The 26,149-nt window shown below is 66.7% G+C and carries 34 protein-coding genes, 1 tRNA gene and 1 pseudogene; 19 read left to right on the forward strand and 17 right to left on the reverse strand.

Annotated elements, in window-relative coordinates; translation table 11 throughout:
* Window positions 1-204 precede the first annotated feature (204 nt).
* Window positions 205-438: a hypothetical protein gene (locus OM513_RS05285; protein ID WP_264943114.1), complete on the forward strand. Its 234-nt coding sequence runs from the start codon at window positions 205-207 to the stop codon at window positions 436-438.
* Between the two features lie 70 nt (window positions 439-508).
* Entirely contained in the window at window positions 509-1,111 is a 603-nt protein-coding gene (locus OM513_RS05290) for a hypothetical protein (RefSeq protein ID WP_264943115.1), read from the forward strand.
* Between the two features lie 2 nt (window positions 1,112-1,113).
* On the opposite strand, the gene OM513_RS05295 is transcribed toward OM513_RS05290, so the two are convergent.
* Window positions 1,114-1,548, reverse strand: a complete 435-nt coding sequence (locus OM513_RS05295; RefSeq protein WP_264943116.1) for a hypothetical protein — start codon at window positions 1,546-1,548, stop codon at window positions 1,114-1,116.
* Window positions 1,549-1,616: 68 nt separating this feature from the next.
* Here OM513_RS05295 and OM513_RS05300 point away from each other — a divergent pair.
* The 7 genes and pseudogenes from OM513_RS05300 to OM513_RS05330 all read left to right on the forward strand — a co-directional run.
* Window positions 1,617-2,408, forward strand: a pseudogene (locus OM513_RS05300) (ATP-binding protein); the annotation flags it as partial.
* 116 nt (window positions 2,409-2,524) lie between these two features.
* Window positions 2,525-2,896, forward strand: coding sequence for a hypothetical protein (locus OM513_RS05305; RefSeq protein ID WP_264943117.1), 372 nt, complete (start codon window positions 2,525-2,527; stop codon window positions 2,894-2,896).
* 2 nt (window positions 2,897-2,898) lie between these two features.
* Entirely contained in the window at window positions 2,899-4,080 is a 1,182-nt protein-coding gene (locus OM513_RS05310; RefSeq protein WP_264943118.1) for a FecR family protein, read from the forward strand.
* Between the two features lie 60 nt (window positions 4,081-4,140).
* Window positions 4,141-4,225 (forward strand) — tRNA-Leu (locus OM513_RS05315).
* On the forward strand, window positions 4,196-4,456 hold the full coding sequence (locus OM513_RS05320; protein WP_264943119.1) for a hypothetical protein: 261 nt from the start codon (window positions 4,196-4,198) through the stop codon (window positions 4,454-4,456). Before OM513_RS05315 ends, OM513_RS05320 begins: the two co-directional genes overlap by 30 nt.
* A 57-nt stretch (window positions 4,457-4,513) precedes the next feature.
* Window positions 4,514-4,837, forward strand: coding sequence for a hypothetical protein (locus OM513_RS05325; RefSeq protein ID WP_264943120.1), 324 nt, complete (start codon window positions 4,514-4,516; stop codon window positions 4,835-4,837).
* Complete coding sequence (locus tag OM513_RS05330) at window positions 4,806-5,786, forward strand: hypothetical protein (protein ID WP_264943121.1); 981 nt, start codon at window positions 4,806-4,808, stop codon at window positions 5,784-5,786. Before OM513_RS05325 ends, OM513_RS05330 begins: the two co-directional genes overlap by 32 nt.
* A 329-nt stretch (window positions 5,787-6,115) precedes the next feature.
* Here OM513_RS05330 and OM513_RS05335 read toward each other — a convergent pair whose 3' ends face one another.
* From OM513_RS05335 to OM513_RS05355, 6 genes are all read right to left on the reverse strand, one after another.
* The gene (locus OM513_RS05335) at window positions 6,116-6,448 is read right to left on the reverse strand and encodes a hypothetical protein (protein WP_264943122.1); all 333 of its coding nucleotides are present in this window, start codon (window positions 6,446-6,448) and stop codon (window positions 6,116-6,118) included.
* A complete protein-coding gene (locus OM513_RS05340; RefSeq protein ID WP_264943123.1) occupies window positions 6,445-6,756 on the reverse strand; it encodes a hypothetical protein in 312 nt (103 codons plus the stop codon). Before OM513_RS05340 ends, OM513_RS05335 begins: the two co-directional genes overlap by 4 nt.
* Window positions 6,757-6,867: 111 nt before the next feature.
* Window positions 6,868-7,371: a helix-turn-helix domain-containing protein gene (locus OM513_RS20810; protein WP_380916283.1), complete on the reverse strand. Its 504-nt coding sequence runs from the start codon at window positions 7,369-7,371 to the stop codon at window positions 6,868-6,870.
* Between the two features lie 121 nt (window positions 7,372-7,492).
* Window positions 7,493-7,951, reverse strand: a complete 459-nt coding sequence (locus tag OM513_RS05345) for a surface-adhesin E family protein (RefSeq protein ID WP_264943124.1) — start codon at window positions 7,949-7,951, stop codon at window positions 7,493-7,495.
* Window positions 7,952-8,071: 120 nt separating this feature from the next.
* Window positions 8,072-8,278, reverse strand: coding sequence for a helix-turn-helix transcriptional regulator (locus OM513_RS05350; protein WP_264943125.1), 207 nt, complete (start codon window positions 8,276-8,278; stop codon window positions 8,072-8,074).
* On the reverse strand, window positions 8,271-8,693 hold the full coding sequence (locus OM513_RS05355) for a hypothetical protein (protein WP_264943126.1): 423 nt from the start codon (window positions 8,691-8,693) through the stop codon (window positions 8,271-8,273). The genes OM513_RS05350 and OM513_RS05355 overlap by 8 nt, the downstream gene beginning before the upstream one ends.
* Before the next feature lie 128 nt (window positions 8,694-8,821).
* Here OM513_RS05355 and panB point away from each other — a divergent pair, with 128 nt between their 5' ends.
* The 6 genes from panB (at window position 8,822) to OM513_RS05385 (ending at window position 13,994) form a co-directional block, all read left to right on the forward strand.
* Complete coding sequence (gene panB, locus OM513_RS05360) at window positions 8,822-9,694, forward strand: 3-methyl-2-oxobutanoate hydroxymethyltransferase (protein WP_264943127.1); 873 nt, start codon at window positions 8,822-8,824, stop codon at window positions 9,692-9,694.
* Window positions 9,695-9,774: 80 nt separating this feature from the next.
* Window positions 9,775-10,482, forward strand: a complete 708-nt coding sequence (locus OM513_RS05365) for a tetratricopeptide repeat protein (protein WP_264943128.1) — start codon at window positions 9,775-9,777, stop codon at window positions 10,480-10,482.
* Complete coding sequence (locus OM513_RS05370) at window positions 10,479-11,798, forward strand: PQQ-like beta-propeller repeat protein (RefSeq protein WP_264943129.1); 1,320 nt, start codon at window positions 10,479-10,481, stop codon at window positions 11,796-11,798. The genes OM513_RS05365 and OM513_RS05370 overlap by 4 nt, the downstream gene beginning before the upstream one ends.
* A 125-nt stretch (window positions 11,799-11,923) precedes the next feature.
* Window positions 11,924-13,303: a ribosome biogenesis GTPase Der gene (gene der / locus OM513_RS05375; protein ID WP_264943130.1), complete on the forward strand. Its 1,380-nt coding sequence runs from the start codon at window positions 11,924-11,926 to the stop codon at window positions 13,301-13,303.
* The gene (locus tag OM513_RS05380) at window positions 13,300-13,509 is read left to right on the forward strand and encodes a sulfurtransferase TusA family protein (RefSeq protein ID WP_264943131.1); all 210 of its coding nucleotides are present in this window, start codon (window positions 13,300-13,302) and stop codon (window positions 13,507-13,509) included. Before der ends, OM513_RS05380 begins: the two co-directional genes overlap by 4 nt.
* Window positions 13,510-13,580: 71 nt before the next feature.
* The gene (locus tag OM513_RS05385) at window positions 13,581-13,994 is read left to right on the forward strand and encodes an Hpt domain-containing protein (protein ID WP_264943132.1); all 414 of its coding nucleotides are present in this window, start codon (window positions 13,581-13,583) and stop codon (window positions 13,992-13,994) included.
* Between the two features lie 58 nt (window positions 13,995-14,052).
* On the opposite strand, the gene bfr is transcribed toward OM513_RS05385, so the two are convergent.
* The 4 genes from bfr to OM513_RS05405 form a co-directional block, all read right to left on the reverse strand.
* Window positions 14,053-14,535, reverse strand: a complete 483-nt coding sequence (gene bfr / locus OM513_RS05390; RefSeq protein WP_264943133.1) for a bacterioferritin — start codon at window positions 14,533-14,535, stop codon at window positions 14,053-14,055.
* Window positions 14,536-14,638: 103 nt separating this feature from the next.
* Window positions 14,639-14,809, reverse strand: a complete 171-nt coding sequence (locus OM513_RS05395) for a (2Fe-2S)-binding protein (protein WP_264943134.1) — start codon at window positions 14,807-14,809, stop codon at window positions 14,639-14,641.
* A 90-nt stretch (window positions 14,810-14,899) separates the two neighbouring features.
* Complete coding sequence (locus OM513_RS05400; protein ID WP_264943135.1) at window positions 14,900-16,159, reverse strand: DUF418 domain-containing protein; 1,260 nt, start codon at window positions 16,157-16,159, stop codon at window positions 14,900-14,902.
* Window positions 16,160-16,254: 95 nt separating this feature from the next.
* Entirely contained in the window at window positions 16,255-16,668 is a 414-nt protein-coding gene (locus OM513_RS05405; protein WP_264943136.1) for a DUF3052 domain-containing protein, read from the reverse strand.
* A gap of 88 nt (window positions 16,669-16,756) precedes the next feature.
* Here OM513_RS05405 and OM513_RS05410 point away from each other — a divergent pair, with 88 nt between their 5' ends.
* A complete protein-coding gene (locus OM513_RS05410) occupies window positions 16,757-17,080 on the forward strand; it encodes a hypothetical protein (RefSeq protein WP_264943137.1) in 324 nt (107 codons plus the stop codon).
* An 8-nt stretch (window positions 17,081-17,088) separates the two neighbouring features.
* Window positions 17,089-17,427: a hypothetical protein gene (locus tag OM513_RS05415; protein ID WP_264943138.1), complete on the forward strand. Its 339-nt coding sequence runs from the start codon at window positions 17,089-17,091 to the stop codon at window positions 17,425-17,427.
* A gap of 389 nt (window positions 17,428-17,816) precedes the next feature.
* Here the strand turns inward: OM513_RS05415 and purL are convergent, their stop codons facing one another.
* The 6 genes from purL to aroQ all read right to left on the reverse strand — a co-directional run bounded on the left by purL (window position 17,817) and on the right by aroQ (window position 24,214).
* On the reverse strand, window positions 17,817-20,045 hold the full coding sequence (purL, locus tag OM513_RS05420; protein ID WP_264943139.1) for a phosphoribosylformylglycinamidine synthase subunit PurL: 2,229 nt from the start codon (window positions 20,043-20,045) through the stop codon (window positions 17,817-17,819).
* A 529-nt stretch (window positions 20,046-20,574) separates the two neighbouring features.
* Entirely contained in the window at window positions 20,575-20,913 is a 339-nt protein-coding gene (gene arsC / locus OM513_RS05425; protein WP_264943140.1) for an arsenate reductase (glutaredoxin), read from the reverse strand.
* Between the two features lie 25 nt (window positions 20,914-20,938).
* Window positions 20,939-21,844 carry a hypothetical protein gene (locus OM513_RS05430; protein WP_264943141.1) on the reverse strand — a complete coding sequence of 302 codons (906 nt, stop codon included), beginning with the start codon at window positions 21,842-21,844 and terminating at the stop codon, window positions 20,939-20,941.
* Window positions 21,845-21,905: 61 nt separating this feature from the next.
* Window positions 21,906-23,264: an acetyl-CoA carboxylase biotin carboxylase subunit gene (gene accC, locus OM513_RS05435; protein ID WP_264943142.1), complete on the reverse strand. Its 1,359-nt coding sequence runs from the start codon at window positions 23,262-23,264 to the stop codon at window positions 21,906-21,908.
* Between the two features lie 4 nt (window positions 23,265-23,268).
* The gene (accB, locus tag OM513_RS05440) at window positions 23,269-23,745 is read right to left on the reverse strand and encodes an acetyl-CoA carboxylase biotin carboxyl carrier protein (protein ID WP_264943143.1); all 477 of its coding nucleotides are present in this window, start codon (window positions 23,743-23,745) and stop codon (window positions 23,269-23,271) included.
* Between the two features lie 34 nt (window positions 23,746-23,779).
* Entirely contained in the window at window positions 23,780-24,214 is a 435-nt protein-coding gene (aroQ, locus tag OM513_RS05445) for a type II 3-dehydroquinate dehydratase (RefSeq protein WP_264943144.1), read from the reverse strand.
* A 165-nt stretch (window positions 24,215-24,379) separates the two neighbouring features.
* Between aroQ and thiS the strand changes: the two genes are divergently transcribed.
* Both thiS and OM513_RS05460 read left to right on the forward strand, forming a co-directional pair.
* Complete coding sequence (gene thiS, locus OM513_RS05455; RefSeq protein ID WP_319951601.1) at window positions 24,380-25,381, forward strand: sulfur carrier protein ThiS; 1,002 nt, start codon at window positions 24,380-24,382, stop codon at window positions 25,379-25,381.
* 2 nt (window positions 25,382-25,383) lie between these two features.
* Complete coding sequence (locus OM513_RS05460; protein ID WP_264943145.1) at window positions 25,384-26,142, forward strand: alpha/beta hydrolase; 759 nt, start codon at window positions 25,384-25,386, stop codon at window positions 26,140-26,142.
* Window positions 26,143-26,149 lie beyond the last annotated feature (7 nt).

Raw genomic sequence — 26,149 nt, forward strand, 5'->3', positions numbered from 1 at the left:
TTTTCGCGCGGTTCAAGCCTTGACAGAATCTTTTTTTTGAGCAAGCGCGCCTTGCAAGAGGCAGTTACAACACCCACATAGGCGATTGTAATCATTTAAGATGCACTTGCTTTTAGGTAGTGACGTAATTTAAACAGATTCACCTCATAGACAGCATTTAGCTTCTATAAATGTTGTGGATGAGTGAACGGAAAGGGAACCGCTATGTCGAATGAGATTGATAAGGCCGAGTGCCCATTCTCTGGGCATGGTGAGGAATTGGTGAACGTGAAGTTCTTCCGAGGCCGGAGGGACGACATTATCACTGTCGATGAGATCCACGAACAGTTTCGCTCGGCGAAGATGCAACATCGCCAGCGGACGGCCACTATCAGCAAGCAAGCGCCGGTTAGCGATCACCCCGTAATGGATATGCGCGAGTTTGTTGCTGCGCTCTGAGCGACGGCACCAAAATCACCCAAGAAGCCCGGGGCTTGCTCCGGGCTTTTTTGTTGCCTATCCGGCACAGATGAAGGCAGCCGATCTAATTAAGGCCTTTGAAGGCCGAACCACCCTCCCTATCGACGTCAATGACGTGCTGGCCGTATTACGGGACGGTGGTCACGACGACGACGTTGAGTTTATCGGCGCTGATCTCGACCCTGACATCCTGCAGGGAGCTATCAAAATTTGGCATGATCGCGGGGGTGTCTACGGCGGCGACCCGAAGCGCATGGTCAATATCTATTATCATCGCGGCCATTCGAAAGATTGGCAGCGGATGATTTGCTGCAAAGAGCTTTTTCATACGGTTGACCCTGCTTGGGCGCAGACGGCAGACCCGGAAGCGATCGACAGGCTGGCCGAGGAAATCGGACTGCCGCCCGAAATGCAGGACCCTCTGAAAGAGGGCATTGAAACGAATCTGGACCGGCTCGCGGAATGGCGCGCGCTTGCTATCCTAATGCCACTGGAAGCACGGAGCGTTCTTAAGCCGTACTATGACAGCAAAGTGTTGAGCCTCGCCGATATCGCTCGCCAAGCGGATATTCCGACAAAGTACGCCGGTTTGGTAATGCACGGCTCTTGGGAACAGATTTACGCGGCCCTGACTCGACCGGGTGCCATCTAAGGTTACCGCACAATCTCCCACTGCAACCAAAGCCCCGTTTCCTCGATCGAGCGCACGGCGCCATGCTCGCGCTTGTCCCTGAGGCAATGCCCTACGCGGCGCGTCATGACGTTCAGGGAGGCGCTGTCGGGCTCTGGTAGCCCGCGCTGGCGCATGACCATCCCCGCGATCTCCCGTGTTGTCAGCGGCTCCTTGGCCGTGCGCAGGATATTGAGAACGGTGCGGCTCATTTCGCCCCGCTTGCTCCATGACTTCGGAGGCGTGAATACCTTGGGGAGTATGGCTTCCTGCACCAGATCGGGCGCTAGGATCGCCAGCACGCCGTCTATGTGGGCAAGGTCGCTCGCCAGCTTCTCTAGCCGTGCCTGACACCGGGCTATCTCGCCGGTTGTCTCCGCGCGCTTCCGTTTCAGCGCCTCAACTGCATAGTCCGTCATATGCTGACATTACGCACCACAGGCGATTACATCTATCCGGACGTTGGTGCGTTTGCTACATAATGCCGGAGGCGCTGGAGGTTTCGATGGTCGCCTCGGTCGCGGGCACGCTTTCGGGCGGACGGCTCACGCGGACGCGGCCGTTCCGCGCGCCGCATCATTCGGCGTCGATGGCGGCGCTGGTCGGCGGCGGGCTGCGCGTGCGCCCGGGCGAGGTCAGCCTGGCGCATCTGGGCGTGCTGTTCCTGGACGAGCTGCCCGAATTCCAGCGCGCGGTGCTCGATTCGCTGCGCCAGCCGCTGGAGACCGGCACCGTCAGCGTCGCGCGCGCCAACGCGCACGTCACCTTCCCGGCGCGTGTCCAGTTGATCGCGGCGATGAACCCGTGCCGCTGCGGCCATCTGGGCGATCCGGCACTCGCCTGCGCGCGGGCGCCGCGCTGCGCCGCGGATTACCAGGCCAAGGTATCCGGGCCGCTGCTCGACCGGATCGACCTGCATGTCGAGGTGGCGGCCGTCACCGCCGCCGATCTGGTGCTGCCGCCCCCGGCGGAGGGATCGGCCGAGGTCGCGGCGCGCGTGGCGGCGGCGCGCGCGGTCCAGACGGCGCGCTACGCCGATGCCCCGGCGCGCACCAATGCGGAGATCGAAGGGCCGCTGCTCGATGCTGTGGCGACCCCGGACGAGGCAGGCCGCAAGCTGCTGGCCCAGGCGTCCGAAGCGATGCGGCTTTCGGCGCGCGGCTACACCCGGGTGCTGCGCGTGGCGCGGACGATCGCCGACCTGGCGGGCAGCGAGGGATTGGGCCGCATCCATGTGGCGGAGGCGCTCAGCTACCGCCGCCAGCCGCCGCGCAACTGAACGCTCCTGCCGGGCGCGGCAGGTTTCCGGGCGGGCGCCGGGGTGCTAGCCTGTTACGCCGCCGACTCGATTTCGCGGCGGACCTGAGGAGAGCGCCCGTGGCATTCCGACACCGCATGCTCCTGTTGCTCGCGCTGGGCGGCGCGGCCGCAATGGCGAGCCCCGCCCATGCGCAGGACGGCTTTGCCGAGCTGGACGCGCTGGCCGATGGCTCCACCCAGCCCGATCGCGGCGTCGCGCTCGCCCGCCAGCAGATCGGCGATGGCGACCTGATCGGCGCGGTGGCCACGCTGGAGCGCGTGCTGATGGACAATCCGGGCGCGGACAAGGCGGTCCTGCTCCACGCCAGCCTGCTCTGCCGGCTCGACGACAAGCAGGGCGGCCGGGCGGAGATTGCCGCGCTGGACGCATCGGTGCAGGTGGACGAAGCGCTGTGGGGCGAGGTGACCGGCGCCTGCGGGCCTGTCGCCCGGCCGGGAGGGTTCTGATCATGGGACGCAAGCAACGCTTTCGCCTGCCGCTGCTCGCCGGTGCCGCGGTGTTCGCGGCCGCCGCCGTGCCGGTGCCCGCCGCCGCGCAGAACATCGGCGTCACCTCCGCGGTGAAGAACGACGTGCGGCTGCGCAAGCCCGGCCAGCCGATGGCCCGCCCGGTGGCGCTGCGCCAGCGGATCGCGATCGCCGATCTGGTGCAGACCGGCGCGCGCAGCCAGATGCAGGTGCTGCTGCTCGACAAATCGGTGTTCACCGTCGGCTCGAACGCGCGGCTGACGATCGATCGCTATGTCTACGATCCCAACCGCAGCTCGCGGACGATGGGGGCCACGGTGACGGGCGGCGCCTTCCGCTTCATGTCGGGCCGCGGATCGAACGGCGGCGGATCGCAGATCAAGACGCCGGTCGCGTCGATCGGCGTGCGCGGCACCATCCTGGAGGGCGTGGTGGGGCCGTCCGCGGCGCTGATCGCGGCGGGCGAGCGCGGCGTGCCCGCGGGCGTGCGCAGCGATCCGGAGACCGCCTCGCTGATCCTGCTGCGCGGGCCGGGACCGGCGACACAGGGGATGACGCATCCCGGCGCGATCGACGTCGAATCGGGCGGGCGCAAGGTGACGCTCGATCGCCCGATGCTGGCCGTGTACGTGCCCCGCCCGGGCGCGGCGCCGATCGGCCCGTTCGTGATCTCCCCCGAAGGGCTGCTGAAGGTTCAGGCGCTGCTCTATCCCTCGCTGGCACAGCGCTTCGACTGGCCGGTGGTCGAGCCGGATATGGACGGCGGCCCGGTGTGGCAGCCGCCGGCGCCCTCGCGCGGGCCGATGCCGCTGCCGCCGCGCGCGCCCGGGGCGCTGCCGGGCGATTTCCCGCGCGCGCCCGACGATCAGGGGCCGGGCGGCTTCGGCACGCCGGGCGGCAATCCCATGTTCCCGGGGCCACAGACGCCGCTGACCAACCAGCCGCCGCCGAACACAAATACGCAGGGGCCGCCGCCAACGCAGGCGCCGCCGCCCAATACGCAGGCTCCGCCGCCGTCCGCGCCGCCGCCTCCGCCCCCGCCCCCGCCACCGCCGCCTCCGTCGACCAACGCGGTCGGGCCATCGGTGGACACGGCGCCTCCGCCGCCCAGCACCAGCGCGGGCAACCCCAACGGGCCGCCGCCCAACGGCCCCAATAGCTAGGCCGCCGGCCGGGAGGCCGCTTGCGGCGGGCGGGCGCATCGTCTAGCCCCTGCCCGCGCTGCCCCTGTGGCGAAATTGGTAGACGCGACCGACTCAAAATCGGTTGCCGCAAGGCATGCTGGTTCGAGTCCGGCCAGGGGCACCATTCGCGGTCAAAACCACGAACCGGGGGCGACGTGGCAATTTGCAGGCCGGCGGCGGTCTCTGCCAAGTTCGACTTCACCCCTTCAATCTTGATTTCGTCTTCGTTTACAACGACATCCTCGATAACGGCGTGCACGAAACGGCGCTTGAGCTTAATGTCGGCGCTCAGCAGCAAATCGCGCATTTCTGCCGCCTTCTCGGCCGCCTCGGCGCTCGTCAGCGGGCGAATTGACCGAGCCACCAATTCTTCATTGGCAATGATCTGGCGCTGGAGATCGGCGGCCTCTTCTTGAATCATGTCCAGCTTGCTCAAGAACCCTTGCCGCGCCTTCACGCCTTGATCCGCAGCGAGGTCCCACAGGTTGGTTTCCTTGCGCTTTGCGGTGACAAGCTGCCGCTTGAGTTGCGCAATGCGGCTGGACGCCGTTTCACGGCTCTCCGATTGCTGCTCGGCAGCACGCGCGACGATCTCTTCAATGCGTTCGGCTGTGAGAAGGTCATCCGCCACTTTGTTCCAACAGCTAGCTCTCATCAGTTTCATCTTCTACGCATCGCCGACGAAATCATCCGAGGATTCACCCGTGAAGATTCTGTGCTTAGCGAGGGCATATAACTCCTACGGGGCGTCAATCCTCACCAGTGCGTCACAGCATCTTGAGCTGACACTCAAGGCAGTCGAGCCGGCGGATTTGGCGATCGAGGTCATCGCGTTCATTCGGCACGAAGGCCCGGCGCGACCGACGCTGGAGCAATCTCTTGAGCGCCATATCGAGAAATTCCCACAGCAGGTCCGCGCGCGGTATCGAGCGAAAGCCGGAAAACTCGATCTCGAATATCCGAGCAAACTCCGTGAGGCCGAGTCGTTCGCGCGCCCAGGTGGCATCTATGCCGTCGCTCACATCTTGCCACGAGCGTTGGACGAATTGTCTGAGGCGCTCATTGAAGGCCTCCGCCTGAAGTCGGCGATCTGGAGCAAAATTGACGTGTCGCGGTTCAACGCCGCGATCGAGGAAGCCAAGGCCGCCCTGCCAGCAAGTCCGGATGAGCTACTGGCCTACATGAGGCAGATGGACGAGGCCCGAAAGGCGGCTCGAAAAGTCCCGACCTCGGTAGACGATCTGGACATAGAATGGGCGAAGTATCATCCGGACGCACGGCGAGCCCTGAATGCGCCATTCTTTTGGTCCGAGACCGACGACGACTCACCTCACGGAAACGACACCGGGAGCGATCTGCTCGCCGCATTCAAGGGTTGGAACAAGCGTAACCCCACCGCCTCCTACGAAGGCTATGTCGATCGGCTACTGAGAAGATGGGGCCTGACCCCCGAAAAGGCGCGCGGGCAAATCGACGAGATTCAGCTGGATTGGATAAGACAGGAGGCCGACATTGCACTGGCCTTCGCGGCTATCAAGCTGAGAGGACGCTGCGACGAGGCCGAGATCAGCGCTGCAATCCGCGCGCTCGATCAACGGCTTGGGACTTTAAGCGGCGCACCAGAACGAGTGGAGAAAATCCGCCTGCTACGTTCGACGCTGCACGCCAGCGTCGCAATTACCTAACTTCTTTGACACTGGGATAGCGCATGACGGCTGAATACTCATGGGACGGAGATTGGTACGGCATCGAAAGCGAGTCCGAGCGGCAGGAGCTTGAGGCTGAGCTGCTTCGGGAGGTTCACCCCCTTCACGTATTGTATCCTTTTTCAGGTACAGCATTGGCGAGGCGGTGGCGGCGAGATGATGTCTTGTTCCGCCTTGAGGACGGTCGCTTTGCACAGGTGCATTTAACGTGGCGCGCAGAAAGCCGAGCGGAATGGCCCTGGTCAGAAATATTTCCCAGCTTTGAAGCGTGGAAGGCTGTCCCTGTGGAAGACCGCTGATTGGACCCGTTACTGCGATTTCGCTACCGCGGTCTCGACAATCCGACGGGCGAGGAGTTCGTACACCGCAGGCTGCCGGCTATCGTTCTCTACGATTTCCGCGTGTTCAACCGCAAAGTCGGTTCCCAATTTCGTGTTTGCTTTCATAACCCCCGCACGGATGGCCGGGATCACTTCTTCAGCCTTTAGCCCATCATGATGGCGACAATCGCCTACAGGTGGAAGCACCGTCACGGGGAAATCAGCGTCTGCTCCGTTGCGGAGCCTCATCCGGAGCAGGTTATGCGTAGGGCCAGTGATGTGCTGCGCTGAGTACACGCCATCGCGCTCCGAGATAATCATTTTCCCCGCTCCCATTCGTCTTCTGTAGAAGGATGGATGTCCGCATTTGCAAGTCTCAGGCGCAAGATGCGGACCCACTCGTTGCTTCGATCTGCGAGCAATTCCCACATGGGCCAGTCCGGTGCCGCCTCGATTGCGTGCAAGAGCGACCAATTAAGACCGGCGGCCGTGTCTCCTTCAGCTGGAAGTAGCGCCATCGCGCTCCGAATATCGTCCGGTGCAAGTGGATGGGTAAGAGCATCGATATACTTAGTCGCCACCGCAAGTTGACCCGCGTCCAGATCGTCAGTCAGCTTGTCGCTGGCCATGGTTAGTTGCCTCAGTGTATACTGAACCATAGCTCCTCCACTGGCCGAGGACGATGGCGCACGGCAGCGGTGTTCTCAACCTCTTTCGTCTTGGTGGGATACGGCGAATGGCTATCGCCGCGAGCGCCCTGCGGGAGGCATTATCCGCGACTCGATCAGAACTTTCCTGCCGCTTGGGGACACCCACTCTACGCCGGGCTTCGAGCAATCCAGCGCATTTCTGTTCTCGGATAGCCACTGAGTGGCGGAGCGACCGTGAACCCGCTTGAACGCCACGCTCAGGGCTGTCCCCGAAGAAAATCCTGCCAGCTTAGCTGCGCCCGCGATCGTATAGCGGCCGCTCGCCAACAGTCGCTCCGCGTCTGCAACGCGCTCGGAGAGCGGTTGCGTAATCTCATTTTGAACTAGCCATTCGGTTGGCGTGCACCCGGCCCAACCCCGGAAGCTCTTGGCGAAATTCCCTCCAGTGCTGTAGCCTAACTCACGTGCGACCTCGCGGATCGGCACGCCGCTTCCCAAAAGAGCGATGGCTTGATTATAGCGGCCTGAAGCAGGAAGAGGGACCGTAAGCACCCAGTTCGCGGTTTCGACCGACGTGGGGCACCATTCTCGCATCGCTCGAACGCTGCCCCTGGCATTTGTGCGGGTTTGGACTTCGTTCGATTGGGGGCACCATTCCTGCTCCGCGCGGCCGGGGGAAGTTCCGCGCCGTCGAATCGCTCGCCCCGAGACGGCCTCAGCGATTGGCGCTGAGCCAGGTGCGCACCTCGCGCTCCGGGTCGGCGATCCGGCCGGACTGGTATCCGGCCTTGCCGCAAACCGCGTTCAGCACCTGCGCCATCAGCGATCCCGGAGCGTGCGTGCGCAGCAAGCCTGCTGCGGCGTTCTGGCGCACGATCCGCCCGCCGGCATAATAGCTGGTGCGCAGGATGCCCGAGGAACCGGTGGCGCAATTGCCCTCGCGCTCGGCGATCGAACGGTCGAAGTCGCGCGGCGCGGCCAGCTTTTCCCAGATCGTGGTGGTGCGGAAACGCACCGTATCGCCCGTCCGCACGATCGAATCGGTGTCCACCAGATAGACCGCGCGATCGGGCGCGGCGCCGCTCCACGCGGTCCTGCGCCAGCTTTCGGCGGCGGCGGGGCCAGCCGTGGCGATCATCGCCAGCGCCGCCAGCCCGCCCATAACCCGTTGCATGCCGTCTCCTTCGTCCCGGGCGGCAGGATAGGGCGGTTTGCCGCGGATTGGAATCGCCCGCCGCGCCGGAAAGCGATCCATATCAAGGCACTGGCGCGTGCGCGGGGGAGGCGGCGGTGTTCATTCCTCCCATTGGAACACCTCCTCCAGCGGCTTGCCGAACACCCGGGCGATGCGGAACGCGGATTCCAGCGTGGGGGAATATTTGCCCTGCTCGATCGCCGCGATCGTCTGGCGGGTCACGCCGATCCGGTCGCCCAGCTCGGCCTGGGTCATCTCGCCCGCCAGGAAGCGCAGCGTGCGGATCTGGTTGGCGATTCTAGCCATGCCAGCCCCTCCGGTAACTCATCAGGACGACGATGTTGTTCACCGCCTCGGCGATCACCAGCGCCAGCAGCGCGGTGTTCACGATCTTCCACGGCGGCTCGCTGAACGGCATCACCACGCCGGCCAGGATCATGCCCGCCATCAGCACATAATAGGCGGCACGCGCGCCGCGCCGGGCGATCGCCCGTTCGCGCTCGTCGGCCCGCGCCCGCGCCTCGCGGCCCGAAAGCACGGCGATGGCTATGCTGCCGGCGATCACCACCACGAGCTGGGCGAGCGAGATCGTGCCGAACAGCCAGATGATCCCCAGCATCGTCGGCGGCTCCGGCCGCGACAGGATCAGCCCGAAATAGATTGAATAGGCGATCAGCATCGCAAGCAGCGTGAGCCACGCGATCTTTTCCCGGAAAGCCATTGCACATGCTCCCAATGTTCGAAATATGCGACTCAATGTAAAATATATATAACATTGAGTCAAGAATACCGTCCATCTGGCGCAGCGGCGCTGGTGTGCGCGGCGGGGCGGGTCTAGGGAGCGCGCCCATGTCCACCTACACGCTCGATACCGCCACCAGCCGTGCGAACCCCACGCCCGCGCCGATGCGCCGGCTCACCGTGCCCGCCATCCGGCGGCGCAAGGCGGAGATCGCGGAAGGGGGCGAACCGCTGGTGATGCTCACCGCCTATACGGTGCGCACCGCCCAGATCCTCGATCCGCACTGCGACATCCTGCTGGTCGGCGACAGCCTGGGGCAGGTGGTCTACGGCCTGCCGTCCACCGTGCCGGTGACGCTGGAGATGATGGCGGCGCATGGCGCTGCGGTGGTGCGCGGCAGCTATCACGCGCTGGTGGCGGTCGACATGCCGTTCGGCAGCTATGAGGCGTCGCCCGAACAGGCCTTCGCCAGCGCCGCCCGCCTGCTGAAGGAGACCGGCGCGGCGGCGGTGAAGCTGGAGGGCGGGGAGGCGATGGCGCCCACCGTCCGCTTCCTTTCGGATCGCGGGATTCCGGTGATTGGCCATGTCGGGCTGACGCCCCAGGCGATCAATGCGCTGGGCGGCTATGGCGCGCGCGGGCGCAGCGCGGCGGAGCAGGAGAAGATCCTGGCGGACGCGCGTGCGATCGATTCGGCCGGCGCCTTCGCGATCGTGGTCGAAGGCGTGGTGGAGCCGATCGCGGTGGCGGTCACCGAGGCGGTGTCGTGCCCCACCATCGGCATCGGCGCCTCGGCGCGCTGCGACGGGCAGGTGCTGGTCGCGGAGGACATGCTGGGCCTGTTCGAGCGCACGCCGCGCTTCGTGAAGCGTTTCGACGACCTGGCTGGCCGCATTTCCGCCGCGGTTCAGACCTATGCGGCCGATGTGCGCTCGCGGGCTTTTCCCGGGCCAGAACAGATATATCCGGCGCGGGACTGAAGGACCCCATCGAGCAGCTTTCCCTCTGTCTCCGCCGCGGCTAATGTCCGCGCCCGCACCTGTACCCCATGGAGTTGAAATTGGCGCTTCCCCCTTCCGGCACCACTGACGAGGCCTTCATCCGCGAGGTCGACGAAGGGGTGCGTGCCGATCAGTTGCTGATGATCTGGCAGCGTTATGGGCGGATCATCGTCGGCGCGGTTGTGGCCGGCCTGCTGATCTTCGCGGGCTATCTTTATTATCATGCCCGGTCCGAACGGGCCGCAGGCGCGCAGGGCGAGGAATTCGCCGCCGGCGTGAAGGACCTGCTGGAGAACCGCCGTAACGAAGGGCTGGAGAAGCTGCGCAAGGTCGCGGCCTCCGGCGGCGACGGATATCGTGCGATCGCCAAGCTGATCGAGGCGGGCGAGCTGATCGACGCCAAGGATCCGAAGGGCGCCGCCGCCAAATATGCAGAGGTTGCCGGCGACGCGAAGCTGCCGCAGCCCTTCCGCGACGAGGCGCTGCTGCGCCAGACCGCGCTGGAATTCGACCAGCTCAAGCCCGAGCAGGTCGTCGATCGCCTGAAGGGCCTGGCCGCGCCCGGATCGTCCTGGTTCGGCAGCGCGGGCGAGCTTACCGCCGCCGCCTATCTGAAGCAGGGCAAGAAGGCGGAGGCCGCCAAGTTGTTTGGCGAAATCGCGAAGAACAAGGACGTGCCCGACTCGATCCGTCAGCGTGCGGCGGAGATGGCGACCTCGATGGGAGTGGACGTCGCGGCTCAGACTGGGGATGGCAAGGCACAATGAAGAATAGGGTGAGGGTTGCCGCCGCGATTGCGGCGCTGGCGTTGCTTAGCGGTTGCGGCGCGTTCAAGGGCGCGAAGAAAACCCCGGTGCTGGGCGAACGCCGCCCGATCCTGGCGGCGGAGAACGACATCGTCGCCGACAAGGCGCTGGCGGGTTCCGACGTCCTGGTGCCCGAGGCCTATGCCAATGCGGACTGGTCGCAGCCGGGCGGCAACGCGGCCAAGTCGATGGGGCACCTGGCGCTGGGCGAGACGCTGACGCGCGCCTGGACCGCCAGCATCAAGGGGGCGAGCAAGCGCGAGCGGCTGGCCTCTGCGCCCGTGGTGGCCGACAACAAGCTGTTCGTGGTCGATACCGACGGCGTCGTGAACGCCTTCGCCGCCGATACCGGCGCCCGCCTGTGGCAGGCCGAGACGGTGAAGGACAAGGAGAACAAGAACTCGCGCTTCGGCGGCGGCGTCAGCTTCGACGGCGGCACGGTGTTCGCCACCAACGGGCTGGGCGACGTGGTCGCGCTCGATGCTGCCAACGGCACGGAGAAGTGGCGCGTGCGCCCGGCCGGCCCGCTGCGCGGCGCGCCGACCATCGCCAACGGCAACATCTATGTGCTCACGCAGGACAACCAGATCTTCGCGCTGACGCAGGAGAATGGCTCGGTCTTCTGGAGCGCCGCTGGCAGCCCGGAGACGCAGGGCGTGTTCGGCGTCGCGGCCCCCGCATCGGCGCAGGGCACCGTCGTGGTCGGCTTCTCGTCGGGCGAGCTCAATGCCTATCGTTACGAGAACGGCGGCATGCTGTGGGCCGACGTGCTTTCGCGCACCAGCATCTCCACCTCGGTCTCGTCGATCTCCGATATCGATGCGGCGCCGGTGATCGACAGCGGCCGCGCCTTTGCCGTGGGCCAGGGCGGCCGCATGGTCGCGATCGACATGGGTACCGGCCAGCGCGCCTGGGAACAGAATATCGCCGGCATCTCCACCCCCTGGGTGGCGGGCGAATGGCTGTTCGTGGTCACCGACGATGCCCGTCTGCTGTGCATCGCGCGCGGCAGCGGCAAGGTGCGCTGGATCGCGCAGCTCCAGCATTACCGCAACGAGAAGAAGCAGAAGGGCGCGATCGGCTGGGTCGGTCCGGTGCTGGCGGGCAACCGCCTGCTGCTGCTGAACAGCCGTGGCGAGATCGTCTCGGTCTCTCCGAAGGACGGCAGCGTGCTTTCGGCGATGGAGGTGGGCGGCACGCTTTCGCTCGCGCCGGTGATCGCCAATCAGATGCTGTACGTGATCGACGACAAGGGCCGCATCACGGCCTATCGCTGATCGCTTCCGGCCCTCCCGCTTGCGGGAGCGGCGCAGGGAGGGCATGTACGGCGCTACGGCTCGCCGCTGCGGGCCTTTTCCCGACCCTTCCCGCCGCATGCGGGAGGGGGAGCAGGTTTTGAACGATGCCCCTTCCCACCGTCGCAATCATCGGCCGGCCCAATGTCGGCAAATCGACGCTGTTCAACCGGCTGGTCGGCAAGCGCCTGGCGCTGGTCGACGACATGCCGGGCGTGACCCGCGATCGCCGCGAGGGCGAGGCGCAGCTCCTGGGCTGCGCCTTCCGCGTGATCGACACGGCAGGCTTCGAGGATGAGGATCCCGCCAGCCTGCCCGGCCGGATGCGCGTGCAGACCGAATCCGCGGTGCGCGAGGCCGATGTCGCGCTGTTCCTGGTCGATGCGCGCGCGGGCGTGACCCCGCTGGACGAAGAGATCGCCCGCTGGCTGCGCAGCGCGGGAACTCCGGTGGTGCTCGCCGCCAACAAGGCGGAGGGCCGCGCGGGCGAGGCGGGCGTGATCGAGGCGATGGCGCTGGGGCTGGGCGAGCCCGTGCCGATCTCCGCCGAGCATGGCGAGGGCGTGGGCGACCTGTCCGAAGCGCTGCAGCCCTGGATCGACCTGCCCGAGGAGGAGGCGGAGGACGAGGACGAGGATTCGCCCGATGCCCCGCTCAAGCTCGCGATCGTCGGCCGCCCCAACGCGGGCAAGTCCACGCTGATCAACAAGCTGTTGGGCGAGAACCGGTTGCTCACCGGGCCGGAAGCCGGGATTACCCGCGATTCGATCGCCGTGCCCTGGGAATGGCAGGCGGCGGACGGCACCGCGCGCGCCGTGCGCCTGATCGACACCGCCGGCATGCGCAAGAAGGCCAAGGTGCAGGACAAGCTGGAGAAGCTGTCGGTGGCCGATGCGCTGCGCGCGGTGGATTTCGCCGAGGTCGTGGTGCTGCTGCTCGACGCCACCAAGGGGCTGGAGGTGCAGGACCTGAAGATCGCCGATCGCGTGCTTCAGGAAGGCCGCGCGCTGATCCTCGCGCTCAACAAATGGGACGTCGCGGAAGACGCCAGCCGCCTGTTCAACGGCGTGAAGGCCGCGCTGGACGAAGGGCTGGCGCAGGTGAAGGGTGTGCCGCTGCTCACGGTATCGGCGGCCACGGGCAAGGGGCTCGACACGCTGATGCAGGTGGCGTTCGAGACGCGCGACGCATGGTCGCGGCGGATCACCACCGGCCAGCTCAACCGCTGGTTCGAACGCGCGATCGAGGCAAATCCGCCGCCCGCGCCCGGCGGCAAGCGGATCAAGCCGCGCTATGTGACGCAGAACAAGACGCGCCCGCCCAGCTTCGTCCTGTTCGGCACGCGCGTGGACATGCTGCCCGTCAGCTATCAGCGCTATCTGATCAACTCGCTGCGCCGTGAGTTCGATTTCGGCGCGGTGCCGGTGCGCCTGACGATGCGCGCGCCGCGCAACCCATTCGATCGCGATCGCGAGCAGCGGGGGTGATCCGGATCGACGCGCGCGGGATGCGCTGCCCCTGGCCGGCGATTCGCGCGGCGCGGGCGCTGCGCGAACACCCGGGCGAGCCGTTCGAAATATTGGCCGACGATCCCAATGCCGAACGCGAGCTGAAACAGCTCGCCGCGGCCGCGGGCGCGGATCTGTACGCTATAGAAACGAATGAAATCCGTGGTTTCCGCGTCATTCCGTAGAGGCGGATCAACGAGCTGTTTACTTCCCTTACCGTAGAACTTCCGCTGCCTCGCTGTGCGGAGACGGGGAAATGGAAGCTACGGTCAGTAACGGTGCGCTGGTGAACTGGTCTGCCTATTCGCAGGCCCGGGCGGAGCTTGGCGCCAATTTCGTCCGCATTCTCGGTTACTTCCGCGAAGACGGGATCAAGTCGGTAGACCAGATCGAAGCCGCGATGCGCGGCAACAGCGCCGCTGCGCTGGTGATTCCCGCGCACACGCTGAAGGGCGAATCGCGTCAGTTCGGGGCCGATCCGCTGGCCGACCTGGCCGAATCGATCGAGACGATCGCGCGCGCTTGCGTCGAGCGGCAGGACACGCCGGATCAGGCACTGAGCTATGTCGTGCGGCTGCGGCCGCTGTTCGATTCGACGCTGGCGCTGCTGGAGCGCGAGGCCAATCCGCTGGTCGCGCGCCGCCCCGCCTTCGGGCGCCGCGCGGGCTAGAGCCTGTCCGCCTTTGGCGGGATCGGCCGCAGCCCCGCCTGTCGCATCGTGACGGGCCTCAGCTCGCTTCGGCGGCCTTGCTGTTGAGCTGGATATAATTCTCCAGGCCCATGCGGGCGATCATCTCGAACTGCGTCTCCAGCGTATCGACATGCTCCTCCTCGCTTTCGAGGATGGAGACCAGCAGATCGCGGCTCACAAAATCGCGCACCTGCTCGCAATGGGGGATCGCCTCGCGCAGCAGCGCGATCGCCTCCACCTCCAGCTCCAGATCGGCCTTCAGCACCTCTTCCACCGTCTCGCCGATGCGCAGGCGACCGAGGAGCTGGAAGTTGGGCAGCCCTTCCAGGAACAGGATGCGCTCCGCGAGCGAATCGGCGTGCTTCATCTCGTCGATCGATTCGTGGCGCTCCAGCTCGGCCAGCTTCGCGACGCCCCAATTGCCGAGCATGCGATAATGCAGCCAATATTGGTTGACCGCGGTAAGCTCGTTCTTGAGCACCTCGTTGAGATATTCGAGAACCTTCGCGTCGCCCTTCATCGCCGGAACCCCTGTCTGGAGAAGGGGCCGATCCTAGCGCCACCGGTGCTGCGCGAACACCCTGAAAATGGCTGATTTCTGCGGGTTCGCCCAGATGCGAATGCTATGCAGCAGCGCGTTCCGCATTGATGATCTGGCGGGCGAAGGGCACGCACTGGCCGCATTTCGCCTGGCATCCGAGCGCGCGATAGGCCTGGCACGCGCTGGTCGCGCCCTCACGCGCGGCGGTGCGGACATCCTTTTCGCGAATCGCATTGCAGACGCAGACGACCATCGAACCCTCGCTCTCTGGCCGTCGAGATAAGGCTAATGCGACCGATTCGCAATGCCTATTGCGTAGCGTTCGCAATATGGCGGTTTGCGCTCAACCGCCTGCGGAGGCCGCGCCGCGCATCGGCTGGAGCGATCCGCGCGAAAGGCTGCGCCACACCCATTCCAGCGGCCCATAGCGGAAGTGATCCAGCCAGGGCTTCGACCACAGCAGCATCGCCAGCCACACCAGCGCCACCACCAGATACAGCTCCGCGCGTGACAGATAGCCGTACCAGCCCAGGCCATAGCCGTAGAACAACGTGGTGCAGATCAGGCTGGTCATCAGATAGTTGGTGAAGGCCATCCGCCCCGCGGCGGCGATGCGGGCGCTGATCGCGCCGCCGGGGCGCATCAGCAGCAGGATCAGGCAGGCCCAGCCCACCACCATCAGCGGGCGTACCGGCGTGGCCGCAGTCATCACCCCGCCGACCACCGCCATCAGCGCGAAATCGCTCGACACCACCCACCATGCGATCGCGCAATAGGCGGGGATGCCGATCGCGAAGCAGACCAGCAGCCACCGTACATAGCGGCCCCGCGCCCAGGTGCCCGCCAGCAGCCCGCTCTTCAGCGATGCCATGCCGAGCAGCATATAGGCCAGCGTTTCCCAGCCGAAGAGCAGCACGCTGCTGATCGGAGAGAAGGCGGCCTCCTTGAAGCGCGCGGCGACGACGGTGGCATAGTCGCCGCGATATTCCGCCAGCGTCTTGGCGATCGCTTCGGGGCCGGGGCGGCCGAAGCCGTCGTTGAAACCCGCCAGCCCCTTCGCCGCCTCCTGCGCCGCCGCCGGATCGCCGCCGTCCACGATCGACTGAAGATAGGCCACCATGCCCGCAAGCGAGCCCATCATCAGCGTCTGGATTACGATCAGCGCCACTGCCGCGCCGATCAGCGTGGGAACCTGTTTCCGGCGGAACAGGAAGGCGATCATACCGATCAGGGCATAGAGGTTCAGGATGTCGCCCCACCACACCAGCCACAGGTGCGCCAGGCCGAACAGCAGCAGCCAGAACATGCGCGAATAATGCACCCGTGCCGCGCTCTCGCCCTTCGCCTCGGCGCCTTCGATCACCAGCAGCATCGACGCGCCGAACAGGAAGGAGAACAGCCCGCGCATCTTGCCGTCGAACAGCACCAGGTTGCCGAGATAGACGTAGAGGTCCGTGCCGCTGTGCCCGCCATAGGCTGCGGGGTTGAAATAGGCGGCGGGCGGCATCGCGAAGGCGACGATGTTGAGCAGCAATATGCCCATCACCGCGACGCCGCGGACGGTGTCCAGCGAGATGATGCGGTCCGGTGCGCTGGTGGCCATGGCGATTTCCCCCCGCGCCAATGGGTGACGGCAGACGCGCTCCGGGTCAAGCAGGGGGCAGGGGCAGGGCGGGACGCCGCGCGCCGCCGCCAGGCTCACCCGCCGCGCAGTTCCTTGCGGACCACCAGCTTCAGCCCCGACCAGACATCGTCGACCGCGCAGACCTTCACATCCACCAGCCCGGTGGGCAGCGCCACCTCGCGCACCACGTCCTCGGTGATCTCGCTGGGGACCTTCGACGCCTTCTTGGGCCAGGAAACCCAGATGAAGCCGCTGGGCACCACCAGTTCGCGCAGTGCTGCGATCTCGCGCTCCAGCTCCTCGCGTTCGGTGACGAAGATATGCGCGGCCTGCATGCCATCGGTGGCGCAGAATTGCTCGTCGACGTTCAGGCCCTCCGGGTCGATCGAGTCGCGAACGCTGTCCGGCATCCGGTGGAACCACACGCGCATCCCCCGCGCGAAGCCCAGCTTCTGCGCAAGCGGCGTTCCGGAATAGCCTGTGGTCATCGGGAATCCTCCTGCGCAAACATCCTAACCGCCCCGGCGCGGATCGGCTAGCATCGCTCGCGAATCATAGTGGATTAGGGAGGATGTAATGGCGTTCCATGCCTTGATCGCGGTCAGCCTTGCGGCGATCGCCCCGGTGCCGGCCGAAACCTGCGTCGCCGCGCCTGCGGCCGGCTATGCCGGGATCGGCACGACGGGCTGGTACATCAACAACGATCCGGTGACGATCGCGGGCCGGAAATTCACCAAATACGGCCTGCCGCGCGTGCTCTCGAAGGGCGATGTCGTGCCGTTCAAATCCTATCAGGGCGGCCATTTCTATGCCGAGCCGGGGACGCCCCAGCCCGAGGTGATCTATCTGCTCGTGCGGCTCGCCGATTGCGAGTTCCAGCCCTACGCGGTCGAGGGCTGAGCCGCGCGATGCCCGTCAGCGTCCTGCTCGCGGCCGCGCTGGCGGCGCCGGCCTGCGCCTTCCATGACGAGCGGGGCGTGCTGATCGCCTCGCCCAACGCGACGCCGCAGTTCGAGGCCGCGGGCAAACCGTGGTTCGAGAATGGCGACAGGATTGCGATAGAGGGCGGAAGCTTCGCGAAATTCGGTCTGCCCCGCCAGCTCGCGCCCGCCGAGCTGGAGGCGCTGGCGGACCGCAATGGCGTGCCGGTGTTCGTCGAGGCGGGCGATTATTCGGCGGAGCATGACGTGATCTACGTCATGGTTCGCTCCGCCGACTGCAGCTTCCAGCCCTACGCGCGCGAATAGCGCGGGGGGGGCGCTTGCGGCCAGTTCTTGAGCTGCGCTCCCTGCAAAGGCGTGGGCTAAAGTCGAGTATGTTTCATCTGACCCGTTCGCGCTGAGCCGTATCCCTTCGTTTATGTTTCACGCGAAGGCGCGAAGGCGCGAAGAGGGATTTGCCGCGACAGCAGCCCTCCCTTTCCCGCGCCGCAGCGCGCAGCCGGTTGAATGGGCGCCTTCGGCGCGAGCGGGCGACGCATCTTCGCGCCTTCGCGTGATTCAAATAGCGGTGGCCCGACGCCGCCGTCCGGACACCGCTGCCCCGGCGCCAGACAACCGCGCGTTCAAACTGGCGAAGGACGCGATCCGGTTTCGCGGCGCGATGCCGCAACCTGCGCCGGGCTCATCCGGCCCGGTCAGGCCACGACCTCGCCGCGCATCAGCGCCGGGAAGAAGCCCTCGTGCGCGGCGCGCAGATCGGCCAGGCTCACCGTCCAGTCGCCCTCGTCCAGCTCGAAGATGATTCGATCGCGGATCGTGCGGCCGATCGGGTCGGCGGGCACGTCGGCGCGATGCGCGGCGGCCATGAAATCGGCCAGGCAGGTATCGCAGACGGTGACGATGTAGAGCCCCTGGTCCTCGCCGAACAGCGATCCGGCGATGCCGAAGGGCTGGGGCTCGTTGACCAGCACGCCGATGCCGGAGGCCAGCGCCATCTCCGTCAGCGCCACCGCCATGCCGCCGTCGGAAACATCGTGGCAGGCGGTGATCGAGCCGTTCTGGATCATCGCGCGGACGAAATCGCCGGTCCGCTTCTCCGCCGCCAGGTCCACCGGCGGGGGAGCGCCTTCCTCGCGACCGTGGATCTCGCGCAGCCACAGCGACTGGCCCAGGTCGCCGCCGCGCTCGCCCACGGCGATCACCGTGTCGCCGGTGCCCTTGAACGCGATGGTGCAGCTCTTGCGCCAATCGGCCATCAGCCCGACGCCGCCGATCGCGGGGGTGGGCAGGATCGCGCTGCCGCCGCCGGTCGCCTTGCTCTCGTTATAGAGGCTCACGTTGCCGCTCACGATCGGGAAGTCGAGCGCGCGGCACGCCTCGCCCATGCCCTCCAGGCATCCGACGATCTGACCCATGATCTCGGGCCGCTGCGGGTTGGCGAAGTTCAGGCAGTTGGTCACCGCCAGCGGGGTGGCGCCGACGGAGGTCAGGTTGCGCCACGCCTCGGCGATCGCCTGGCGGCCGCCCTCCACCGGATCGGCGAAGCAATAGCGCGGGGTGCAATCGGTGGTGATCGCCAGCGCCTTTCCGGTGCCGTGGACGCGCACCACTGCGGCATCGCCGCCGGGGCGCTGCACCGTGTCGGCGCCTACCATGTGGTCATATTGCTCCCAGATCCAGCGGCGGCTGGCGAGATCGGGCGATCCCATCAGCTTCAGCAGGTCCGCGGCCGGATCGGCGCTCTCGGGCGCGTCGGCCAGCGGCGCAGGCCTGGGCGTGGGCACGTGCGGGCGGTCATAGAGCGGCGCCTCGTCCGCCAGCGGGCCGAGCGGGATGTCGGCGACGGTCTCGCCCCGCCATTTCAGCACCATGCGGCCCCCGTCCGGCCCCGGCTCGGTCACCGTGCCGATCACCGCGAAATCCAGCTCCCATTTGCGGAAGATCGCCTCGGCAAAGGCCTCGCGCCCGGGCTTGAGCACCATGAGCATGCGCTCCTGGCTCTCGCTCAGCATCATCTCATAGGGCGTCATGCCCGTCTCGCGCTGGGGGACATTGTCCATCACCAGCTCGATGCCCACGCCGCCCTTCGACGCCATCTCGACCGAGGAGGAGGTGAGCCCCGCAGCGCCCATGTCCTGGATCGCCACGATCGCGTCGGACGCCATCAGCTCCAGGCACGCCTCGATCAGCAGCTTTTCGGTGAAGGGATCGCCGACCTGGACGGTGGGGCGCTTTTCCTCCGAATCCTCGGTGAAGTCGGCGCTGGCCATGGTGGCGCCATGGATGCCGTCGCGCCCGGTCTTCGAGCCGACATAGACCACCGGATTGCCGATGCCCGCCGCGGCCGAATAAAAGATCTTGTCGGTATCGGCGATGCCCACGGTCATCGCGTTGACCAGGATGTTGCCGTCATAGGCGGGGTGGAAGTTCACCTCGCCGCCCACCGTCGGCACGCCCACGCAGTTGCCATAGCCGCCGATGCCATGGACCACGCCCGCGATCAGGTGGCGCATCTTCGGATGATCGGGCCGGCCGAAGCGCAGCGCGTTCATGTTGGCGATCGGCCGCGCGCCCATGGTGAACACGTCGCGCAGGATGCCGCCCACGCCCGTCGCCGCGCCCTGATAGGGCTCGATGTAGCTGGGGTGGTTGTGGCTCTCCATCTTGAAGATCGCGGCCTGGCCGTCGCCGATGTCGATCACGCCCGCGTTCTCGCCGGGGCCGCAGATCACCCAGGGCGCGGTGGTGGGCAGCTTCTTCAGGTGGATGCGGCTGGATTTGTAGCTGCAATGCTCCGACCACATCACGCTGAAGATGCCCAGCTCGGTCAGGTTGGGCTCGCGGCCCAGCGCGTGCAGCACGCGCTCATATTCCTCGGGGCTCAGGCCGTGCTCGGCGACGATCTCTGGCGTGATCTCGGTCATGCGCGAGCCCTTAGCGGCGGCGGCACCCTGGGGCTAGCCCCGCGCTGCTTGCCGGCGAACGGCCATTGCGGCGCGTCAATTCTCCATTTCGGAGTCGAATGAATCCGTTTCCAGAAAAGAGCCAAATTGAGCCACGGCGAACGGAGTCCCGCTTGCATTCCTTGCAAAGTAGCGGAATCAATTTCCTACGTATTTCAATTGATTCGGAGTCGAAACATGCCGTCCGGGCGTAGAATCAAGGTGGCCGGGACGATGGCGGGCGATATTCCGCGACGCGACGGGATTATTTGATCAACTATATTGTACGCAATTTCGACTCCAGGGGATCAGGTGTTGCGCGGTCATCCCGGCGCGTGACCATCGAATCCCAGTTCGTCACGGCCCGGCGCCCCATCCGCGCGCTGGCCGTGGCGGAGCCGGCGCCGTCATGCGCGCCGGCAGCGGTCCCGGAAGGCGCGGTGTTATCCCATCACGCCGCGCCTGCCGGGGCCGTTCTGCGGAAGGCCGATCCGCGGACGGCGGGGCGCCGTTACAGGATCTCGCGGACCTTCTCGGGCGGGCGGCCCAGGCGGACGCCCTTTCCGGTTTCCACCAGCGGGCGTTCGATCAGGATCGGATCGGCGGCCATCGCGTCCAGGATCGCGTCGTCGGATGCGTCCTTCAGCGGCTTGGCGCCTTCCTCGCCCTTGCGCAGCCCATCGCGCGGCGTGATGCCGGCGCGGGCATAGAGCGCGGCCAGCTTGTCGCGGCTGGGCGGGGTCTTCAGATATTCGATCACCTCGACCGTGACGCCCGGCGTCTCCTGAAGGATCGCCAGCGTCTCGCGCGATTTGGAGCAGCGGGGGTTGTGCCAGATCGTGGCCTTCATGCGTGCCTCTCGGTCGGTTGGGGGGTCAGCGCGCGATATAGCCGGAGCGCACCAGGAACGCGCGCAGCGCATCGGGATAGCCGCGATAGCGGATCGTAGCGCCGCGCGGGCATTCGCCGCTCCTCAGCGGAAGGCGGCAGCCGGTGGGATATTCCCAGTCGCTCCGCCGGTCATAGGTGCGAAGCATCTTGGCCCAGGCCGCGTCGAACTGGCCGATCCGCGCTGCGGCGGCGACATAGGCGGCGCAGGCGCCGTTCGGCTCGCCCTGCGCATCGCGGCCCAGGCAATAGGGGCGGGCGAAGTTCACCGCCTCGACGAACAGTGGGCGGAACCCGGCGCGCGCGGAGACGTCCACCACCCGGCCATCGACCACGTTCAGGATCTGCGGCGGCGCCAGCGATCCGGCATAGGAGGCGAAGGCGTAGAGGAAGCGATCGTCGCGCTGGACGAAATCGGTGAAGCCGTCGCCGTCCACGTCGCGCGGGGCATCGCCGGGCTCGCCGTCCCACGCCCCCAGCTCCAGCCTGCGCGCGCCCTCCTGGCCGATCACGACGAGCTGCACCTCGTTGCAGCAATGCGCGCCGCCGCTGAACGACTGGAGTTCGACATAGCGCCGCCCGCGGGGATCGAGCCGCCCGGCGCCGATCCGGTGCGTCGCGGATGACCAGATGCTGGAGCCGGTGATCGTCACCGGGCGGAAGCCGGGGCCGCTGACCGTCACCTGCGGCGCGGCATTCTCGCCATCGCGCAGCGGGCGGACCTCGATCATCAAGTCGCCGGAGCGATAGGTCACCGGCCGCGGCGCCTTGTCCGCCGACCATTCCACCTGCGTGCCCGGCGCGATCGGGCGCGGCTGCGCCGCTGCCGGCACGGCCCCCGCCATCGCGCCAAGCGCCGCCAGAACCAGCATCGCTGATCGCATTCCCAGCATCACCGCACTCCCTTCCGGGAACGCTGTAGCGGCCGCAGGGCGCGCTGTCAGCGGGTTCGCGTCACGCCTGCTCGTCGTTGCGGGCGAGCCATTCCTCCAGCCACTTGATCGTATAGTCGCCGGCCTGGAACTGCGGATCGTCGAGCAGCGCCTGGTGGAGCGGTATGGTGGTCTTCACGCCCTCCACCACGAATTCCTCCAGCGCGCGGCGCAGGCGGCGCAGCGCGCCCTGGCGCGTGGTGCCGTACACGATCAGCTTGGCGATCATGCTGTCGTAATAGGGCGGGATGCGATAGCCGGCGTAGAGCCCGCTATCGACGCGCACGTTCATACCGCCGGGCGCGTGATATTGCTTCACCTGGCCGGGGGAAGGCGCGAAGGTTCGCGGGTCCTCGGCATTGATGCGGCATTCGATCGCGTGGCCGCGGAAATGGACGTCCGCCTGGCGCAGCGTCAGCGGGTGGCCCTCGGCGATGCGGATCTGCTCGCGGACCAGGTCCAGCCCCGTGATCGCCTCGGTCACCGGATGCTCCACCTGCAGGCGGGTGTTCATCTCGATGAAATAGAATTCGCCGTCTTCCCACAGGAACTCGATCGTGCCCGCGCCGCGATAGGCCATGTCGGCCATCGCCTTGGCACAGATGCCGCCGATCCGGTCGCGCTCCTCGGTCGAGAGCACGGGGGAGGGGGCCTCCTCCAGCACCTTCTGGTGGCGGCGCTGGAGCGAGCAGTCGCGTTCGCCCAGGTGGATCGCGTTCCCGTTCCCGTCGCCGAACACCTGGATCTCGATGTGGCGCGGGTTGCCGAGATATTTCTCCATATAGACGGTCGCGTCGCCGAACGCCGCCTTCGCCTCGGTGCCCGCCTGCTTCATCAGCGTTTCGAGCTGGTCTTCGGACGTGCAGACCTTCATGCCGCGTCCGCCGCCGCCCGAGGCCGCCTTGATGATCACCGGATAGCCGATATCGGCGGCCAGCCGCCGCGCCTCGGCCACGTCGCTGATCGCGCCGTCCGAACCCGGCACCAGCGGCAGGCCCAGCGCGCCCGCGGTGCGCTTGGCCTCCACCTTGTCGCCCATCACCCGGATATGCTCGGGCTTGGGGCCGACGAAGATCAGCCCGTGCGCCTCCACGATCTCGGCGAACTTGGCGTTCTCCGAAAGAAAGCCATAGCCGGGGTGGATCGCGTCCGCGCCGCTGATCTCCGCCGCGGAGATGATCGCGGGGATGTTGAGATAGCTCTCGCCCGCGGGCGGCGGGCCGATGCAGATCGCCTCGTCCGCCAGCCGCACGTGCATCGCCTCGGTATCCGCGGTCGAATGCACCGCCACCGTCTTGATGCCCATCTCGTGGCAGGCGCGGTGGATGCGCAACGCGATCTCGCCGCGGTTGGCGATCAGGAGCTTCTTGATCTCTGGCACCGGTTTACTCGACGACGACGAGCGGCTGATCATATTCGACGGGCTGGCCGTCCTCGATCAGCACGGCCTTCACCGTTCCCGCGGCGGGCGCGTGGATCGGGTTCATCACCTTCATCGCCTCGATGATCAGCAGCGTGTCGCCCGCCTTCACGGTCTGGCCGACCGATACGAAGGGCTTGGCGCCCGGCTCGGCGGCCAGATAGGCGGTGCCCACCATCGGCGATTTGACCGCGTTCGCCGAAACCGCGGCGGGCGCGGCCTCTGCCGACGGCGCGGCGGCGGCTGCGGGTGCCGCGGCCACGGGCGGCGCCTGGAGCAGGGCGGGTGCCGCGGCCACGCTCACCTTGCGCGCGACGCGCACGCGGCGTTCGCCGTCCTGAACCTCGACTTCGGTGAGCTGGGTCTCATCGAGCACCGCCGCGAGCTGGCGCACCAGATCGATGTCGATCCGCATCGCGCCCATTTCGGTCTTTTCGCTCATGCTTTCCCGTTATTCTGTGAAAACGCGCCCTGTGTCAGAGTCGCGCCGCCGCTTCAAGCGCAAGCGCATAGGATTGCGCTCCGAAGCCGGCGATGGTCCCCTTTGCCGCCATACCGACATAGGAGTGATGGCGATAGGCCTCGCGTGCGGCCGGATTCGACAGATGTACCTCGATCACCGGGGTGCGGATCGATCGGATCGCGTCGTACAGCGCCAGGCTAGTGTGCGTCAGCGCGCCCGCGTTGAGCAGCACCGCCTTTGCGCCCGTCGCCTGCGCCTCGTGCAGCCAATCGATCAGATGGCCTTCGTGGTTCGATTGGCGGAAGTCGATCTGCAGCCCCAGTTCGCGCGCGCGATCGTCGAGCCCGCCGGCGATGTCGTCGAGCGTGTCGGTGCCATAGATCTCCGGCTCGCGCATGCCGAGCAGGTTGAGATTCGGCCCGTTCAGGACATAGATCGTATCGGCCACTTGTCAGTCTTTCGGTTGCGGGCGAGGCGTGCGCCTCCCTATATGACGCCGCGTCCGCGATCAAATGGGGCGGCCTGTCATCCCGTTCGCTCCGAGCTTGCCGAAGGGCGTGGCTCCATGGCGGGCGGGGGTTCGACACGCCACGCCCGAACGGAGGTTATAGGTTTGCACGGCACCGCTACCGTCTCGATCATGCTCAACGGGGAGCCGCGGCGCGTTGCCGCGGGGCTTACGCTCGCGGGGCTCGCCGCCGAACTGGGCTTCGCGCCCGAAAAGGTGGCGGTAGAGCGCAACCTGGAGGTGGTGCCGCGTTCGACGCTGGCCAGCGTCACCGTCGCGGAGGGCGACGCGCTGGAGATCGTCCATTTCGTCGGCGGCGGCGATCACGGGGCGGTTGATGAGGATACCTGGACGGTCGCGGGCCGTACCTTCCGTTCGCGCCTGATCGTCGGCACCGGCAAATATCGCGATTTCGAGCAGAATGCCGCCGCAGTCGCGGCTTCCGGGGCGGAGATCGTCACCGTCGCGGTGCGGCGCGTCAACGTGAGCGATCCCGGCGCGCCGATGCTCACCGACTATATCGATCCGAAGAAGATCACTTACCTTCCCAACACCGCCGGCTGTTTCGACGCCGACAGCGCGATCCGCACGCTGCGCCTGGCGCGCGAGGCGGGGGGATGGGACCTGGTGAAGCTGGAGGTGCTGGGCGAAGCCAGGACGCTCTATCCCGACATGCGCGAGACGCTCCGCGCGACCGAGGTGCTGGCGAACGAAGGCTTCAAGCCGATGGTCTATTGCACCGACGATCCGATCGCGGCGAAGCAGCTTGAAGCGGCGGGCGCGGTGGCGATCATGCCGCTGGGCGCGCCGATCGGATCGGGGCTGGGTATCCAGAACCGCGTCACCATCCGCCTGATCGTGGAGGGCGCGAAGGTGCCCGTGCTGGTCGATGCCGGGGTCGGCACCGCCAGCGACGCGGCGGTGGCGATGGAGCTGGGCTGCGACGGCGTGCTGATGAACACCGCCATCGCCGAGGCGAAGGACCCGGTGATGATGGCCACCGCGATGCGGCTGGCGGTGGAGAGCGGCCGGCTGGCCTATCGCGCGGGCCGGATGGGCCAGCGGCGCTACGCCGATCCGTCCAGCCCGCTGGCGGGATTGATCTGAGCATGTGGCGCCCGGGTGTCGCGCTGGTTGCGGCGCTGGCGCTGGCGGCATGCGGCGGCACCGCCCCGCGCAAGGCGCCGGAGGCACCGCAGCAGCGCTCCCCGGTGCAGTTGATCGCCGCCGATGGCGTGCGCGTCTATGGCGACTATCTGAAGCCGCAGGGCGCCAAGGCGCTGATCGTGCTGTTGCACCAGGCGGGATCGGGGCAGGGCGAATATGCCACCATCGCCCCGCGGCTGGCCGCGCGCGGCTTCGCCACGCTGGCGATCGACCAGCGCGCGGGCGGCGACATGTTCGGCGGCAACTTCACGGTCAAATCGCTGGGGCGCGAGGGCAGCTATCTCGACGCGCGCAAGGATATCGACGCGGCGCTGGAATGGGCCAAGTCCGAACATCTGCCGGTGATCCTGTGGGGCAGCAGCTATTCGGCCTCGCTCGCCTTGCTGGTGGCGGCAGACAATCCGCGCGACGTGACCGCGGTGCTCGCCTTTTCGCCCGCCGAATATTTCGACGGCAACCCCAGCGTGCGCGATGCCGCGGCGAAGGTGAAGGTGCCGGTGTTCGTCACCTCGTCCGCCGATGCGAAGGAAGTCGCGTCGGCGAAGGCGTTGGTGGAGGCGGTGCCCGGGCAGGCCAAGCGCCAGTTCGTGCCCGTGAAGGGCGCGCACGGATCGTCGATCCTGATCGCCGAGCGCGATCCCGAAGGCGCCGAGGCGGCCTGGGACGCGGTGTTCGATTTCCTGCTGGGGCTCCAGCGTTAGGAGCCGG

This window comes from Sphingomonas canadensis (genome assembly GCF_026013525.1).
In the GTDB taxonomy this organism is placed as follows: domain Bacteria; phylum Pseudomonadota; class Alphaproteobacteria; order Sphingomonadales; family Sphingomonadaceae; genus Sphingomonas; species Sphingomonas canadensis.

What these genes read in the sequence shown, in the direction of transcription:
- OM513_RS05285 (WP_264943114.1), top strand. Translation starts at nt 205, where the DNA reads ATGTCGAATGAGATTGATAAGGCCGAGTGCCCATTCTCTGGGCATGGT.
- OM513_RS05290 (WP_264943115.1), top strand. Translation starts at nt 509, where the DNA reads ATGAAGGCAGCCGATCTAATTAAGGCCTTTGAAGGCCGAACCACCCTC.
- OM513_RS05295 (WP_264943116.1), bottom strand. Translation starts at nt 1,548, where the DNA reads ATGACGGACTATGCAGTTGAGGCGCTGAAACGGAAGCGCGCGGAGACA.
- OM513_RS05305 (WP_264943117.1), top strand. Translation starts at nt 2,525, where the DNA reads ATGCTCCTGTTGCTCGCGCTGGGCGGCGCGGCCGCAATGGCGAGCCCC.
- OM513_RS05310 (WP_264943118.1), top strand. Translation starts at nt 2,899, where the DNA reads ATGGGACGCAAGCAACGCTTTCGCCTGCCGCTGCTCGCCGGTGCCGCG.
- OM513_RS05320 (WP_264943119.1), top strand. Translation starts at nt 4,196, where the DNA reads ATGCTGGTTCGAGTCCGGCCAGGGGCACCATTCGCGGTCAAAACCACG.
- OM513_RS05335 (WP_264943122.1), bottom strand. Translation starts at nt 6,448, where the DNA reads ATGATTATCTCGGAGCGCGATGGCGTGTACTCAGCGCAGCACATCACT.
- OM513_RS05340 (WP_264943123.1), bottom strand. Translation starts at nt 6,756, where the DNA reads ATGGCCAGCGACAAGCTGACTGACGATCTGGACGCGGGTCAACTTGCG.
- OM513_RS20810 (WP_380916283.1), bottom strand. Translation starts at nt 7,371, where the DNA reads ATGCGAGAATGGTGCCCCACGTCGGTCGAAACCGCGAACTGGGTGCTT.
- OM513_RS05345 (WP_264943124.1), bottom strand. Translation starts at nt 7,951, where the DNA reads ATGCAACGGGTTATGGGCGGGCTGGCGGCGCTGGCGATGATCGCCACG.
- OM513_RS05350 (WP_264943125.1), bottom strand. Translation starts at nt 8,278, where the DNA reads ATGGCTAGAATCGCCAACCAGATCCGCACGCTGCGCTTCCTGGCGGGC.
- OM513_RS05355 (WP_264943126.1), bottom strand. Translation starts at nt 8,693, where the DNA reads ATGGCTTTCCGGGAAAAGATCGCGTGGCTCACGCTGCTTGCGATGCTG.
- panB (WP_264943127.1), top strand. Translation starts at nt 8,822, where the DNA reads ATGTCCACCTACACGCTCGATACCGCCACCAGCCGTGCGAACCCCACG.
- OM513_RS05370 (WP_264943129.1), top strand. Translation starts at nt 10,479, where the DNA reads ATGAAGAATAGGGTGAGGGTTGCCGCCGCGATTGCGGCGCTGGCGTTG.
- der (WP_264943130.1), top strand. Translation starts at nt 11,924, where the DNA reads ATGCCCCTTCCCACCGTCGCAATCATCGGCCGGCCCAATGTCGGCAAA.
- OM513_RS05385 (WP_264943132.1), top strand. Translation starts at nt 13,581, where the DNA reads ATGGAAGCTACGGTCAGTAACGGTGCGCTGGTGAACTGGTCTGCCTAT.
- bfr (WP_264943133.1), bottom strand. Translation starts at nt 14,535, where the DNA reads ATGAAGGGCGACGCGAAGGTTCTCGAATATCTCAACGAGGTGCTCAAG.
- OM513_RS05395 (WP_264943134.1), bottom strand. Translation starts at nt 14,809, where the DNA reads ATGGTCGTCTGCGTCTGCAATGCGATTCGCGAAAAGGATGTCCGCACC.
- OM513_RS05400 (WP_264943135.1), bottom strand. Translation starts at nt 16,159, where the DNA reads ATGGCCACCAGCGCACCGGACCGCATCATCTCGCTGGACACCGTCCGC.
- OM513_RS05405 (WP_264943136.1), bottom strand. Translation starts at nt 16,668, where the DNA reads ATGACCACAGGCTATTCCGGAACGCCGCTTGCGCAGAAGCTGGGCTTC.
- OM513_RS05410 (WP_264943137.1), top strand. Translation starts at nt 16,757, where the DNA reads ATGGCGTTCCATGCCTTGATCGCGGTCAGCCTTGCGGCGATCGCCCCG.
- OM513_RS05415 (WP_264943138.1), top strand. Translation starts at nt 17,089, where the DNA reads ATGCCCGTCAGCGTCCTGCTCGCGGCCGCGCTGGCGGCGCCGGCCTGC.
- purL (WP_264943139.1), bottom strand. Translation starts at nt 20,045, where the DNA reads ATGACCGAGATCACGCCAGAGATCGTCGCCGAGCACGGCCTGAGCCCC.
- arsC (WP_264943140.1), bottom strand. Translation starts at nt 20,913, where the DNA reads ATGAAGGCCACGATCTGGCACAACCCCCGCTGCTCCAAATCGCGCGAG.
- OM513_RS05430 (WP_264943141.1), bottom strand. Translation starts at nt 21,844, where the DNA reads ATGCTGGGAATGCGATCAGCGATGCTGGTTCTGGCGGCGCTTGGCGCG.
- accB (WP_264943143.1), bottom strand. Translation starts at nt 23,745, where the DNA reads ATGAGCGAAAAGACCGAAATGGGCGCGATGCGGATCGACATCGATCTG.
- OM513_RS05460 (WP_264943145.1), top strand. Translation starts at nt 25,384, where the DNA reads ATGTGGCGCCCGGGTGTCGCGCTGGTTGCGGCGCTGGCGCTGGCGGCA.